Origin of the sequence: Nocardia sp. NBC_00511, from assembly GCF_045161165.1 — a bacterium.
Taxonomy (GTDB): Bacteria; Actinomycetota; Actinomycetes; order Mycobacteriales; family Mycobacteriaceae; genus Nocardia.
In genome coordinates, this window is sequence record NZ_CP107849.1 from 8,479,957 (window position 1) to 8,494,221 (window position 14,265).

12 protein-coding genes are annotated in these 14,265 nt (G+C 68.8%); 7 read left to right on the plus strand and 5 right to left on the minus strand.

What is annotated here, in order from left to right:
- Positions 1-36: 36 nt before the first annotated feature.
- The gene (locus OG300_RS39300) at positions 37-1,083 is read left to right on the plus strand and encodes an aminotransferase class V-fold PLP-dependent enzyme (protein ID WP_405490039.1); all 1,047 of its coding nucleotides are present in this window, start codon (positions 37-39) and stop codon (positions 1,081-1,083) included.
- Positions 1,084-1,100: 17 nt separating this feature from the next.
- Here the strand turns inward: OG300_RS39300 and OG300_RS39305 are convergent, their stop codons facing one another.
- Both OG300_RS39305 and OG300_RS39310 read right to left on the minus strand, forming a co-directional pair.
- Positions 1,101-1,802, minus strand: a complete 702-nt coding sequence (locus OG300_RS39305; RefSeq protein WP_405490041.1) for a hypothetical protein — start codon at positions 1,800-1,802, stop codon at positions 1,101-1,103.
- Between the two features lie 52 nt (positions 1,803-1,854).
- On the minus strand, positions 1,855-3,357 hold the full coding sequence (locus OG300_RS39310; protein ID WP_405490043.1) for a carboxylesterase/lipase family protein: 1,503 nt from the start codon (positions 3,355-3,357) through the stop codon (positions 1,855-1,857).
- A 122-nt stretch (positions 3,358-3,479) separates the two neighbouring features.
- On the opposite strand from OG300_RS39310, the gene OG300_RS39315 reads away from it, so the two are divergent.
- Together OG300_RS39315 and OG300_RS39320 are read left to right on the plus strand one after the other, a co-directional pair.
- Positions 3,480-4,796, plus strand: coding sequence for an ROK family protein (locus OG300_RS39315; RefSeq protein ID WP_405490045.1), 1,317 nt, complete (start codon positions 3,480-3,482; stop codon positions 4,794-4,796).
- Between the two features lie 160 nt (positions 4,797-4,956).
- The gene (locus tag OG300_RS39320) at positions 4,957-6,372 is read left to right on the plus strand and encodes an FAD-binding oxidoreductase (protein WP_405490047.1); all 1,416 of its coding nucleotides are present in this window, start codon (positions 4,957-4,959) and stop codon (positions 6,370-6,372) included.
- Between the two features lie 48 nt (positions 6,373-6,420).
- Here the strand turns inward: OG300_RS39320 and OG300_RS39325 are convergent, their stop codons facing one another.
- Positions 6,421-7,446: a helix-turn-helix domain-containing protein gene (locus OG300_RS39325; RefSeq protein ID WP_405490049.1), complete on the minus strand. Its 1,026-nt coding sequence runs from the start codon at positions 7,444-7,446 to the stop codon at positions 6,421-6,423.
- A 220-nt stretch (positions 7,447-7,666) separates the two neighbouring features.
- On the opposite strand from OG300_RS39325, the gene OG300_RS39330 reads away from it, so the two are divergent.
- The 3 genes from OG300_RS39330 to OG300_RS39340 all read left to right on the plus strand — a co-directional run bounded on the left by OG300_RS39330 (position 7,667) and on the right by OG300_RS39340 (position 11,159).
- Positions 7,667-8,221: a hypothetical protein gene (locus OG300_RS39330; protein WP_405490051.1), complete on the plus strand. Its 555-nt coding sequence runs from the start codon at positions 7,667-7,669 to the stop codon at positions 8,219-8,221.
- Between the two features lie 68 nt (positions 8,222-8,289).
- Complete coding sequence (locus OG300_RS39335; protein ID WP_405490053.1) at positions 8,290-9,639, plus strand: M20/M25/M40 family metallo-hydrolase; 1,350 nt, start codon at positions 8,290-8,292, stop codon at positions 9,637-9,639.
- Positions 9,636-11,159 (plus strand): YfcC family protein, encoded by a 1,524-nt coding sequence (locus OG300_RS39340; RefSeq protein ID WP_405490055.1) that lies wholly within the window; start codon positions 9,636-9,638, stop codon positions 11,157-11,159. Before OG300_RS39335 ends, OG300_RS39340 begins: the two co-directional genes overlap by 4 nt.
- On the opposite strand, the gene OG300_RS39345 is transcribed toward OG300_RS39340, so the two are convergent.
- Complete coding sequence (locus OG300_RS39345) at positions 11,156-11,734, minus strand: TetR/AcrR family transcriptional regulator (RefSeq protein WP_405490057.1); 579 nt, start codon at positions 11,732-11,734, stop codon at positions 11,156-11,158. The genes OG300_RS39340 and OG300_RS39345 overlap by 4 nt on opposite strands.
- A 67-nt stretch (positions 11,735-11,801) precedes the next feature.
- On the opposite strand from OG300_RS39345, the gene OG300_RS39350 reads away from it, so the two are divergent.
- On the plus strand, positions 11,802-13,118 hold the full coding sequence (locus OG300_RS39350; protein ID WP_405490059.1) for a family 1 glycosylhydrolase: 1,317 nt from the start codon (positions 11,802-11,804) through the stop codon (positions 13,116-13,118).
- A 142-nt stretch (positions 13,119-13,260) separates the two neighbouring features.
- On the opposite strand, the gene OG300_RS39355 is transcribed toward OG300_RS39350, so the two are convergent.
- Positions 13,261-14,253, minus strand: a complete 993-nt coding sequence (locus OG300_RS39355) for an LLM class F420-dependent oxidoreductase (protein ID WP_405490061.1) — start codon at positions 14,251-14,253, stop codon at positions 13,261-13,263.
- Positions 14,254-14,265 lie beyond the last annotated feature (12 nt).

The window sequence follows — 14,265 nt, forward strand, 5'->3', positions numbered from 1 at the left end:
CTGGCCTCGACCGGCGGCGGGACCGACGATGGATGGATGACCACCGCATCGTTCTCCGCCGCAGTCCGGGACGAGTTCGCGCCCGCCGTCACGTATCTCAACACGGCCGCCTACGGGTTGCTGCCGAAATCCACGCTGACAGCGGTGATCGAGGCCGAAACCCAGCGTGCGCACGGGGAATTCGACATCCCCGGCGTGGACGCGATCGTCGACGAGTGCCGGGCCGCGTTCGGGCGGCTCACCGGGTTCGACGCGCGGCAGGTGGCGGTCGGCGCCCAGGTGTCACAGCTGGTGGGGCTGGTGGCGCAGAGCCTGCCGCCCGGCGCGCACGTGGTGGTGCCCGAACACGAATTCAATTCCGTGCTCTGGCCTTTCCTGGTCCGGACCGACCTGAACGTGCGGGTGGTGCCGCTCGCCGAGCTGCCCGCGGCGCTGCGGCCCGGCGACGATCTGGTGGCGGCCTCGGTGGTGCAGTCCGCGGACGGCGGGATCCTGGATGTCGCCGCGACGGTGGCAGCCGCCCGTGCGCAGGGGGCACGGGCGCTGTTCGACGTCAGCCAGGCCGCGGGCTGGTTCCCGGTGCACGACACCGGCGCGGACTGGATCGTCGGAGCCGGATACAAGTGGCTGCTCGGTCCGAAGGGGACGGCGTTCCTGGCGGGCACACCCGCGGCGCTGGAGACGGTGACGCCGGTCGCGGCCGGGTGGTATGCCGGATTCAACCCGTGGGAGACCTGCTACGACGGACCGCTGCGGCTGGCCGCGGACGCCCGCCGCTTCGATCTCGGGCCGGTGTGGCCCGCGTGGATCGGGCAGCGGCACAGTCTCGCGCTCATCGAGGCGGCGGGTGTCGAGAGCATTCACCGGCACGACCTCGCGCTCGCCGATCGGCTACGCAAGGGACTCGGTCTGCCGGAAGGGAATTCGGCCATCATCTCGGTCGAGGCGACGGAATCGACCCTGGAGCGCCTCCGGGCGGCACGGGTCATCGGATCCGTGCGCGCGGGCCGGTTGCGGCTGTCCTGCCACCTCTACACCACCGAGGACGACGTCGATCGGGCCCTCGACGTGCTGGCCGGTTAGCCCCGCTGTGCCGCCGGTCAGATCGGCTGGAAGCCGCTGCCGACGCCCTTACCGGCGTCGACGGCCGCCCGCACCGTGTCGAAGGCGACCGCGATGACGGGGGAGTGCACCGGGTTCGAGGTATCGGTGCAGCTGAAGCGGGTATTGCGGGTGTCGGTGAACAGCGGCGCGGAGATCATGCCGACCAGTTGATCGCCGAGGGTGACCGGGCCGCCGGAGTCCCCGTAGCTCGAACAGGCCTGCTCCATGAAGCCGACCGGGCTCGACGTCCAGACGATGCCGCAGGCGTGCCCGCTGGTACGGCCGTTCTGGCACACCACATTTCCGGCATCCGGTGCGGCGCCGAATCCGGCGATGGTGGTGCCGTTGACCGTACGCACCGGTGCCACCCGGCTCGCGTCGAATTCGATTACCGCGTAGTCGAGTTCCTCGTCACCATCGCGGACCACCCCGATCGTGCCCGCGTCGGGGGACTGCTCGGCCTGCACCGGCGTGCCCGGCTCGGCGCAGTGCCCGGCGGTGAAGCCGACCAGGCGGCCGGCCGCGTCGTAGCCGATGGTGGTCAGACTGCACTTGGTCGAACCGCCGAACACCAGGCCCGAGCCGCCGCCCAGAGTGGGCTGGGAGTCGTCGGAATCGGCCTGCGCGGTGGGCGTGCTGGACATGCCGAAGGCGATGACCACCGCGGCCGGAGCCAGCCACCGGTGTGTTCCCTGCATGCCCAACCACCAATCCGTATCGACTCGTATAGCTACACGGTAGCCCTCGGTTTCAGCGCAGCCAGATCGACCGCTGCGCGGCGAACGGATCGGACTGGAGGTGCGGAGCGTCGGACCAGATCATGGTTTCGCGCCGGTCGAGAGTGTAGCGGGGCCACCCCGCGCCCGGGTCACTGTCGGCGATGAAGGCCACCCACGACTTGTGGATGGCGTCGGCCAGCGCCTGCGGCGGATTGTCCCCGGCCACGGCGGTGACGCCCGGCGCGCCGAGCAGATCGAAGGCGAACGGGATATCCAGGCAGTGGAACGACATGCCTTGGAACTTGGGCGCTTTCGAGGCCCAGGTGAATTCGTAGAGCCAGGTCGGCTGATTGCGGGTCGCGCGATCCTCTGCCACCCGGTAGCCGGGGCCGCGTAGCACGGCATCGCTCTGAGCCTGTCCCGCAAGCTCATTGGCATTCAGGCCGGGGTAGGCGGTGTGGAAGGCGGTGGCGCTCGCGGGATCGAAACCGAGCGCGCCCAGGGCGGCGGGCAGCGTCGCGTCGGTCACGGCGGGGGTGTCGCCGCTCAGGGCCGCGCCGTTGAACTCCTGCGCCGTGAAGCCGAGCAGCAGCGGAATGCTCTCGTCCGCACCGTTTTTCAGCATGTCGGTGCTGGTCTCGGGGATCAGGGTGCCGTCGGCGAAGGGGGCCAGGCCCAGCAGTAGCGCGGGACTGCTGTCCGGGCCGGGCGCGCGCAGCTTGTCCTCGAGCGTCTGCAAATCGTCCTTGCTCAGGTCGCGCAGCGCGGCGGCGGTGGCGGGCTTGCCGGTGCGGCTGGTGAACAGCGCCGACATGGCCTGCGCGATCCCCCGGTCGTTGGGCTGGGTGAGCGCGCCCGACTCCGAAATACCCGCGCGGAAAAGGCCTTTCGCCGACGGTGCGCCCATCAGCGCCCACACCGCGCCGCCGCCCGCCGACTGTCCGGCCACCGTCACCTTGGCCGGGTCGCCGCCGAAGGCCGCGATATTGTCGCGAACCCAGCCGAGTCCGGCGATCCAGTCCATGACCCCGCGATTGTCGGGTGCGCCGTCGAGATGCAGGAAGCCCTCGATGCCCAGCCGGTAGCCGATCGAGACCACCACCACGCCGTCGCGGTTGAAGGACGCGCCGTCGTACCAGGGGCTGGCCGCACTGCCCGCCACGAAGCCGCCGCCGTGAATCCACACCAGCACAGGAAGTTTCGCGTTCTTGTCGGTGCGGGGCGTGAAGACGTTGAGGTTGAGGACGCCGTCGCCGGGAATCGACGGTTCCGGGATCGCGGTCACCTCGGCGAGCTGTTTGCGCTGCGCGGTCGGACCGTATTTGGTGCAGTCGCGGGTCTCCTGCCAGGGCAGCGGCGGCTGCGGTGCGGCGAAGCGCAGATCGCCCACCGGCGGCTGCGCGTACGGGATGCCCCGGAACGCCACCCCGCTGTCGCGCAACTCACCCCGCACCGGCCCCGAGGCCGTGGTGACCACCTCGTCCCGGCGTGTCTTCGCGGACCCGGACGTCCCGCTGGAACAGGCGGCGGTCAAGGCCAACGCTCCCGCTCCGAGGAATAGGGTCCGCCGTCCGAACTGTCCCGCTGCCATGCCAACCTCTGATCCGAATTTACGTCAATACTTGAAATAATTACTCGACACCATAGTCTCGACCCGTGGAACCCGCACCCCCGCCCGCTCCCACCGACGCCGCCGCCATCCGCCGCCGCAACCTCGGCCTGGTCCTGCGCCACCTCGCCGACCACGGCCCCACCCCCCGCACCGAGCTGGCCGCCGCCACCGGCCTGGCCCACGGCTCGGTCACGGCGCTGGTGGCCGACCTCGCCGACCGGGGCCTCGTAGCCGAGGACGACGCCCACCGCAGCGGCGGCCGCGGCCGCCCGATCCGCCCCGTGCGCCTGATCCCCACCCGCGCCGCGGTCGCCGCCGTCCAGGTCACCTCCGAAGACCTCCGCATCGCCGTCGCCGACCTCTCCGGCGAAATCATCTGGCGCGACACCGTGCCCCACCACCTCGCCCCGGGCACCCCGGAAGCCATGGCCGCCGCCATCGCCGAAGTCATTGCCCGCGCGGCTGTGGAGGGCTGTGGAAAACTCTCGGCCACAGCGGAATCCGGCGACGAGTCGACTCACGCCGCGGCACCGCGGCCGATCCTGGTGCGGGCGGTGATCGCCATGGCCGGTCCGGTCCGCGAGGACGCCGCGCAAACAGTCATGGTCGCACCGGATTTCGGCTGGCTGAGTCCGGTACGACTGGGCGAGCTGGTCGCGGCGGCACTGGCCGCGCGGCCCGAAGCGCGAGACCCCGAGCGGGCCCGGCCCGGTGCGGGTGTCGCGATCGCCGTGATCAATGACGCCAACTCCGCGGCCCTCGCGGAATTCCATGCCCTGCAACGGAAGCCCCGGGGCCTGGTCCTGATCGAGGCGGGAACCGGCATCGGCGGCGGCGTCGTGCTCGACGGCCGCATCCACACCGGCACTCACGGCATCGCGGGCGAACCCGGCCACATCCCGGTAGCGATGGACGGACCGGAATGCGTGTGCGGCGCCCGCGGCTGCCTGGTGACCTTCGCCGGCCCCGAAGCCGTCCTCGCCACCGCCGGACTCCGCGACCTGCTGCATCACAACGGATTACGTGCCGCAACCACCGAATTCCGCAATCGACTGAGAGGCGGTGACCAGCAGGCCCGAGCAGCCGCGACCATTGCGGCACGAGCCTTGGGCGCGGCGATCCTGTCGATCACGGCTCTCCTCGACGTCGAAGAAATCATCCTCGGCGGCTTACTCGCCGAATGGTTCCCCTGGCTGTCCCCGGCCATCGAAGACCGCCTCTCCGGCCGCCGCACCCTCGCCCCCGCCGTGATGCTCCGCGTAACCCCAGCCACCCTCGGCGACAACGGAATCCTCTCCGGCGCCCTGGTCCTCGCCCGCCGCACCGTCCTCTCCGACCCCACCTGCGTCGCATACGGATAGGGATTGCAGCAACCGCTCGACCGGTGGAATCGGTCCGGCTCTGGACAAGTTATCAGCCGATGCTTACTGTGGGTCGAGTTGGAGCTCGACGCGTAGCGGCAACGTACGAAACATCGAGAAGGGCACGGGGGCAATGACTTCGAGGGGGCGGGACAGCGGCATGAGCACGCAGTTCGGGATGGACAGAAGGCGTTTCTTCGGGGTGAGCGGCGGGCTGGCGATGTCCGCGGCTCTGGCGGCGTATTCGAGCGTCGCCGGACCGGCGGCCGCACAGGGCGCCGTTGACGAGGAACTCCGCTCGGCGGTGCGTGGCCGGGTGCTGTTGCCCGGCGACGCGGAATTCGCGCAGGCACAGCTGCCGTGGAACCGCGCGGTGGATCAATCGGTGCTCGGGGTGGTGGAGATCGCCGATGCCGACGACGCGGCAGCGCTGGTGCGGTATGCGCGGCGCGCGGGAGTGGCGGTGTCCACGCAGCCGAGCGGCCACGGTGCCGCGCCGGGCGTGAACGGAACCATCCTGGTGCGCCCCGCCCAACTCGGCGAGGCACGAGTCGATCCGGACGCTCGATCCGCGCGCGTCGGGCCGGGCGTCACCTGGGCACAGGTGCAGCAGCAGGCAGGACCGCACCAATTGACCGGGCTGGCAGGAAGTTCGGCCGCCATCAACGTGGTCGGATTCAGCCTCGGCGGCGGTCTGCCCTGGTTCGGTCGTAAATTCGGATGGGCTGCCAACAGCGTGACCGCCTTCGACATCGTCGACGCCGACGGCAACCAGGTCCGAGTCGCCGCCGACTCCGAGCCCGACCTGTTCTGGGCCCTGCGTGGCGGCGGCGGTGACTTCGCCTTGGTCACGGCAGTCGAATTCGATCTACATCCCGCACCCGCGGTCTACGGCGGCCAGATGCTGTGGCCCGCCCAACTGGCACCGCAGGTGCTCGCGGCCTTCCGGGACGTCACCGCATCGGCCCCCGACGAGTTGACCGTGTGGGTGCAGCTCATGCAGATCTCGGTGCTTCCGCCCATGGTGTACGTCTACGCGACTTTCCTCGGCGACCAAGCCGAAGGGCAAGCCCTGCTGCGGCCGTTCGATCAGATCGGGTGGCGGGTACAGGACACGCGCGCCATGATCTCGGTCGCCTCGTTGGGTGACATCCTCGCCGAGCCGACCACGCCGAGCACCACCATCAGCCGGGCAGCGCCGTTGACCGGGATCGACGACAACGTGATCGAGCATCTGACCGCCACGTCGCTGGCCCCGCTGACAGCCGTGCAGATCCGCCATTTCGGTGGAGCGTTCACCCGAGGGGGCGACACGGCCGCCGGGGCCCTCACCGAGCCGTATCAGATCGACTTCCTGTCCCTCGCCACCGACGCCGAGGCCGTCAACACCTGTGTCCAGGGCCATCTTTCGGCGCTCGGCCCGAATCTCGGCTCCCGGACGCCGTTCACCTTCCTGTCGCCGGGCCGCGGTGCCGCCGACGCCTTCCCGGCCGACACACTGAACAGGCTGCGTGAAATCAAACGAAAGCGCGACCCCTCCAACGTGTTCCGCAGCAACTACCCCGTGCTCTCCTGATCGTGTAACCGCAGCAGCGGCTCCCTGTACGAGGCGGGCCCGGTCGTTTCAGTTGTTCGAGATCTCGTTCCAGGCATGCTCGAGGGCGGCGCGGAACTGCTCGCGGCAGTCGCCCTCGTCGAGCCTCGCGAAGCGCGACAGCGGTGGGGCGGTGAGCAATTCGTTGACCGCGATGGCCCGCCCTCGGCGGCGGAGGTCGTGCAGGCGTTCGAAGCGCTCGGCGTGGTAGTCGACGTCGTGGGTGAGGGCGGAGAAGCGGGTGGAGAGGCGGGCTTCGCGGAAGTTATCGTATTCGCCCAGGACCACGAATCGGTTGTCGACCAGGAGCATGCCGTGTGCGTTCGGGGCGTGGGCGCGCTGGACGACCAGGTTCTGGATGCCCGCGCGGGTCAGGCGCCACAGTCTCTCGTCGTAGGGCCACAATTCGGTCACCGAGTCGAGGACGTAGATGCGGCGGATGTCCAGGTGCGCGGGGCCGGTGCGGGCGGCGAGATCGGTCAGGGCGGCGTGGTATTCGTCGCCCGCCTCGCCGCCCAGCGCCGCCAGGCCCGCCACGTGAGTCATTCGCACCGAGGTGGTGACCTGGCCGAGGATCGTGCACCAGTCGGTGACGGTGTTCCACTCCTGTACCCGCACACTGCGTGAAGGGAGTTGGGCCAGTACGTCTTCGGCGCGATCGAGTTGGCGCACGGCGATCGTGCGCAGTGGCTCCAGCTCCGGCCCGGCGGCCTGCGCGTCGATCAGGGTCTGAGCCACCTGCAAGGCACGTTCGGCCACGGCGGGATCTCGGCCCAGTAGGACGTTGAACCGCATGCGCAGGGCGTCGGCCCCGGTGTCGGCCGTGCCGGGCGGCAGCGTCACGCGGCCGGTCGCGGGAAGGGCCACGCCGAGAGCCGAACTCAGGCGTTCGCGCAGCGACAGCTGCGGGACCCGGGTGCCGCTCTCGATCTGCTGGATCTGACTGCGTGAGCATTTCGCCTTCTCGGCGAGGGTCTTCTGGGTCAGGCCCCGTTCCTTGCGCAGTCGGCGAATCATCGCGCCGATCGGCTCGCCGACCGGATTCACAGGTGTCATGTCACAGCCTTCTGCACCGCCCCGAGGCTCAGAGTGTGTCGAAAAAGCCTACTTCGTGGCAGTGCCCGGGACCAGACATCCGATGACCCGGGGCCGTGTTGCGCGCCGACCGGATGTTCGCGGCAAATGGCCAGGGACAGCAGGCAATTCGATGGATGACACCAGGTCCGATTCGTAGATTTTTCGGTATCCCACCAGGATTTCGAGAAAGCGTAAGGTCATGGCGCTCCGCATCACCGACTGGTTGATCACCAGTGACATCACCCCTGAGACCGCGCACCGCCACCCGCTGGTGGACGGTGGGTGCTGGCAGCTGAGCTGGCTGGGGGACCGCCTGCTGACCCGGGAGCAGGCCATCGACGGGATGATTCTCGATGAGCTCCTGAGCCATCCGGTGCCCGGTGACGGCGAATTCGTGCTTCGGCTCGCCGCGACCCGCGCCCGGGAGCTGGGTCTCGGGCTGCCGGAGATACTCGTGCGGCTCTACGGCCGGATCCTGGAACGCGACCGGCGGCCCGAGCCGCTGGTCGACGCGGACTGCGGTCGGCAGTCGCGGACCGGATCGGCTGCGGTGCAACGGTTCTCGATGGGCTGCCTGTCGGTGTCGGCGCTGCTGTCGCGGACCCTGTTCGCGGCCGCGAGCCTGCCGTCGCTGTGTTTCGTCGCGGTCGCGCTGCTGACCGCGCGGGTCACTTCCAATGGCTGGGCGGTGACGGTGATCTCGCTGGCCACCTCGACCCTGACCTGCGCTGTGACCGTGAGCGGCAGCCGGTGAACCGCCATTCCGACATTGGGTCGCTCGATATTCGCTGATTTCGGGCGGATGGATGGTTCGATACCGTCATGGATCTGCGCCAGGACCTGAGCGGCACTGTCGACGGCCTCATGCCCGAGCTGAAAGGGCTGTTGGAGCAGTTGGTCTCGATACCATCGATCGCGTTCCCGGACTATCCCAAGGAGAATGTGCAGCGGGCGCACGATCTTGTTGCGGAGGAGTTGCGGAAATCAGGGGTGGGGGAGATCCAGGTGTTGAATCTGCCCGATACCTCGCCGGTGGTGTACGGCCGGATCCCACCGCCGCCGGGCGCACCGACGGTGCTGCTGTACGGGCACTACGACGTGCAGCCCTCCGGCGACGAAAGTCTGTGGAACACACCGCCGTTCACGCCGACCGAGAAGGACGGGGCCATCTACGGGCGCGGGGCGGCGGACTGCAAGGCGAATGTGGTGGCGCACATCGGGGCGCTGCGGGCCTTCGGCGGGAAGCCGCCGGTCGGCGTGACCATCGTAATCGAGGGGCAGGAGGAGTTCGGGTCGGTCTTCGACGACTACCCGGCCGAGCGGCCCGACCTGTTCCAGGCGGACGCGCTGCTGATCTGCGACGCCGGCAACATCCGGGCCGGGCAGCCGACCCTGGTGACCGCGCTGCGCGGCGTCGCCGACGTGTTCGTCGAGGTGCGCACCCTGGCCGCCCCGGTGCACTCGGGCCAATTCGGCGGAGCCGCACCGGATGCGCTGCTGGCCCTGGTCGCCGCGCTGGCCACCCTGCACGACGCCGACGGCAATGTGGCGGTTGCGGGACTGCGCCGCGACAAGTGGACGGGCGCGAACTACACCGACCAGGAATTCGCGGAGGCCACCGGCATGGAGCCGGGCATGCCGCTGATCGGCACCGGCCCCATCGGCGAACGCATCTGGTACGGCCCGGCGATCACGGTGATCGGGCTCGACGCGCCCGCGACGAAAACCGCTGCGTCAGCGGTGGTTCCGTACGCCAAGGCCTACCTGAACGTGCGCGTGCACCCCGAGCAGGATCCCGTCGAGGGGCAGCGCGCAGTCATCGAGCACCTGAGGAAGGTCAAGCCGTTCGGCATCGACCTGCAGGTCACCGGTGGTGACGTCGGCACCGGATTCGCCGCGGGCACAACGGGTCCCGCCTACTCCGCGATGAGCGCGGCCATGAAGAAGGCGTGGGGCGTCGACGCGGTGAACTCGGCCATGGGCGGCTCCATCCCGCTGACGAACTCGATGGCCGCCGCCAACCCCGGCTCCGAGGTGCTGATGCTCGGCGTCGAGGACTCCAAATGCAATATGCACGGCTTCAACGAGCGCGTGCTGGTGAGCGAACTGCGCAATGTGGCCCTCGCCGAGGCCGAGTTCTTCCAACTCTTCGCGAACGGAACGCGCAAGTGAGCGAGACAGCGACGGTCGACACCACCCCGGAACCCGCACCCGAGAAGAAGAAGCGGTCGTTCCCGTCCACCTACACGATCCTGGCCGGGGTCACCGTCGCGGTGTGGCTGGCGGCCTTCGTGATTCCGCCCGGCGTCTACGACTACGACGCCAACGGGCATCCCGTCGCGGGCTCCTACCACCGCATCGAGAACGCCCAGAGCTTCGGCACCCGGGTGCGGGACCTGTTCCTCGCACCGATCAACGGGCTCTACGGCGTCCAGGACGACAAGACCGGGCAGGTCGCCCCGGATATGTCCGGTTCGCTCTACGGTGCGGCCGCGGTGTTCATGTTCGTGCTCGCGGTCGGTGCGTTCATCACCGTGGCGTTCGCGACCGGAGCACTCGACAGCGGTATCGGGCGGCTGGCGTTCAAGCTGCGTAACCGCTCGTTCCTGCTGATCGTCGGCATCATGGTGGTATTCGCCGTCGCCGGTACGGTCGAGGGCTTCGCGGAGGAGACCCTGGGTTTCTACGCGCTGCTGGTCCCCTTGACGCTGGCCCTGGGTTACGACCGGATGACCGCGGTCGGCGCGATCATCGCCGGTGCGGGCATCGGCGTGCTGTGCTCCACGGTGAACCCGTTCGCCACCGGAACCGCCTCCTCCGCAGCGGGTGTCGCGCTCGGCGACGGCATCGTGCTGCGGCTGATCATGCTGGTGGTGCTGACCGCGGTCACCATCGGGTATGTGGTCTGGTACGGCCGCCGCGTCAAGGCCGATCCCGACAAGTCCTGGTCCGGTTGGCAACCCGGCGACCGCGACGTGAAAGCCGATGACCACGAGCCGGATCCGATGACCCGCCGCCAGGTCGGCGTGCTGTGGCTGGTCGGCCTCACCTTCGCGTTCATGATCTTCGCGATCATCCCGTGGGGCACCGTGATCAAGGGGCAGGGCGCGAAACCCTTTGCCTGGGAACTGGGTTGGAGCTTCTCGGAGCTGACCGCGCTGTTCCTGGTCGGCGCGATCGTGGTGGGCCTGGTCGGCGGGCTGGGCGAGGGCAAGATGTCGGAGAACATCGGCAAGGGCTTCAGCGACTTCGTGGGCGCGGGCATCGTGATCGTGCTGGCCCGCGGCGTCACGGTGATCATGAACAACACCCAGATCACCTCCACCGTGCTGCACGCGCTGGAAGGCGTGGTGTCGGGCACCTCGTCGGCGGTGTTCGCGGTGGCGGTGTTCCTGGTGAACGTGCCGCTGGCCTTCCTGATCCCGTCCACCTCCGGGCACGCCACCCTCGCCATGCCGGTGATGGCCCCGCTCGCCGATTTCGCGAATGTGCCGCGCTCCCTGGTGGTCACGGCGTGGCAGTCGGCGTCCGGCTGGGCGAACCTGGTCACCCCGACGACCGCGGTCGTCACCGGTGGCATCGCCCTGGCGAAGGTGCGCTACGACCGGTACGTGAAGTTCATCGCGCCGCTGATGGGCATCCTGTTCGTGCTGATCTGCGTGTTCATCGCCGTCGCCGCGTGGATCGGCTAGTCCGGCACGTCGGTTCCGGCGAAGCGGGCCCAGCACTGTTCGAGCAGGAACGCCATATCGGTGGAAGGGTCGATGAGCCACCGCGATTGCAGGCCGTCGGACAGCGCCATGAACGCGGTGGCCATCACCACCGGGTCGACCGACTGCGGCAGCTGACCCTCGCGTTGCAGGCCGCGCAGCAGCTCGGCGAAGCCCGCCGTGCCGCGCTCGTAGTGCTGACGCATGTACTCGTGGGCCGGGTGCCGCGGGTCGGCGGCCGCGGCCTGCATGTGGGTGAACAGTTCGATCAGCCCGGGCACCTGGGTATTGCGGCGGATCATCTCGATGAGCCCGGCGGGGGTGGGGTCGCCGATGGCGGCCATGTCGATCTCGTCACGCTTGCGCAGCACCGCGACGAACAGTTCCTCCTTGGAACCGAAGTAGTGCAGCAGCCCGCTCTGGCTCAGACCGACGGCCTCCGCCAGTTCCGCGACCGAGGTCGCCAGGAAGCCGCGCTCGGCAATGGTGCGCAGGGCGGCCTCCAGGATCTGCTCCCGCCGTTCGATGCCTTTGCCGTAGGGACCTCGTTTCGCCACTGGAAGAGTGTAAGCACTCTCTAAGAGTTTCTTGCCAGCAAAAACCGAGCAATGTACGGTTTTCGCTATGCGCTTCCGCCGCCGCACCCTCGCCCTGGCCGTGCTCGCCGCCGCCACCACCGTGACCATGGGCTCCGCGCCCGCCTTCGCACGGCCGGAGCCGCCCGCACAGCTGGCCGGGCTGGGCCCCGATTTCCTCTGGGGTGTCGCGGCTTCCGGCTTCCAGTCCGAGGGTCATGCGCCGGACAGCAACTGGTCGCGTTACGCCGCCTCCGGGAAAACCCAAGACCCGTACCACGATTCGATCGACTTCTACGACAACTATCTGTCGGATATCCAGCTGGCGAAGAACCTGGGCGTGAAGGTCTATCGGATCGGCATCGAGTGGGCGCGGGTGCAGCCGCAGCCGGGCGTGTGGGATCAGGACGGGCTTCGCTTCTACGACAAGGTGATCGGCGCGATCGAGGCCGCCGGAATGCGGCCCATGCTCACCCTGGACCACTGGGTGTACCCGGGCTGGGAGGCCGACCGCGGCGGCTGGAACCACCCGGACATGGTCACCGACTGGCTGGCCAACGCCCGCACCATCGTCGACCGCTACGCCTCCGGCAATCCGCTGTGGGTCACCTTCAACGAGCCCGCCATGTACATGGCCAACGAGGTGCGCCTGGGCAACCTGCCCGCCACCTCGATCCCGGTCATGCAGGATCGGATCGCGCAGGCGCACAACACCATCTACGACTACATCCACCAGGTGCAGCCGGGCGCGATGGTCACCAGCAATGTCGCCTACATCCCGGTCGCCGAGGACACCCTCAACGGCCCGCTGATCGGCAAGATCGCCGCCAAGCTCGACTTCATCGGCATCGACTACTACTACGGCCTGTCCCCGGACGCGCTGCGCTCACCGATCACCACCGACCTGTGGACCAATCCGCTACAGCCCGACGGCATCTACTATGCGCTGGAACACTATTCGCGTGCCTACCCCGGCAAGCCGCTCTACATCGTGGAGAACGGCATGCCCACCGAGAACGGCAAGCCGCGCGCCGACGGCTACACCCGCGCCGACGACCTGCGCGACACCGTCTACTGGATGCAGCGCGCCAAGGCCGACGGCATGAACGTGATCGGCTACAACTACTGGAGCCTCACCGACAACTACGAGTGGGGTTCCTACACACCGCGATTCGGCCTCTACACCGTCGACGTGCTGACCGACCCCACCCTGACCCGCCGCCCCACCGACGCGGTCCCGGCCTACACCGAGATCACCCGCGACAGCGGCGTGCCCGCCGACTACCGGCCCACCCGCGCGCCCAAGGACTGCTCCCTGGTCGACCCGCTCACCTCGTGCGTCGACCCGGTGACCGTGCCCCGCTAGACCTTTCGGCGGTTCGCCGGATCCGGCGTCAGGATGCCCGGGCGGGCTGTGCGGGTGCTTCCCCCGAACAGCCCTACCGCGCACCGGGTGTCGTCCCACTGCCGCCGATCCGGCGGACATTTCCCTTACCCGGCAACCGATCTCAGCGCAGCGCCGGAATGACCTCACGCTCGAACAGCTCGACACCCGAGGTGTCGTAGGCGGTCTCCGGGAAATAGTGGATCGAGTAGGCGAGGCCGAGATCCTTGACTTTGGACAGCCTTTCGACCACCTGCTCCGGCGTGCCGACCGCGGGGGAGTCGCGGAACAGATCCTTGACGTGCTGTTCGGCCGCGTCCGCCCCGAGGAACGGGGTGAGGCGCGCCTCGAGGGCGGTCAGCCGCTCCTGTACCTCGGCCTCGGTCGCGCCGATCAGGGTGTTGAAATTCGAGCTGCGGGTGATGGCGTCGAAATCGGTGCCGACCGCCGCACAGTGCCCGCGCAGCAGCTCCGACTTGCGGGTGAAAGTCTCCGGGTCGCCCGCGAAGTTGGTGTACTGCGCGTACTTGGCCGCGATCTTCAGCGTCACCTTCTCGCCGCCACCGGCGATCCACAGCGGAATACCGCCCTCCTGCAATGGAAGCGGGCGCACGATCGCGCCGTCGACCTGGTAGTGCTTGCCGTCGAGGGTGGCCTTGCCGGTGGTCCAGGCCTGCTTGAAGATCTGCACACCCTCATCGAGACGGCCCAATCGCGTTCCGGCGGAGGGGAATCCGTACCCGTACGCGCGCCACTCGTGCTCGTACCAGCCGCCGCCGATACCCATCTCCACCCGTCCGCCCGAGATCAGGTCGGCGGTGGCGGCGACCTTGGCCAGGTACACCGGGTTGCGGTAGCTGATGGCCGTGCACATCTGGCCGATTCGGATGCGCGAGGTGGTGGCCGCGAACGCCGACACCAGTGACCACGCCTCGTGGGTGGCCTCCTCGGTCGGGACCGGCACGGTGTGGAAGTGGTCGTAGACCCAGATCGACTCCCAGGCGTCGCCGGTGTCGGCCCGCTGAGCCAGGTCCCGCATCACTCCCCATTGGGCGGCCGGGTCGATGCCGACCAGATCCAGCCGCCAGCCCTGGGGGACGAAGATGCCGAAACGCACGAGTGTTCTCCT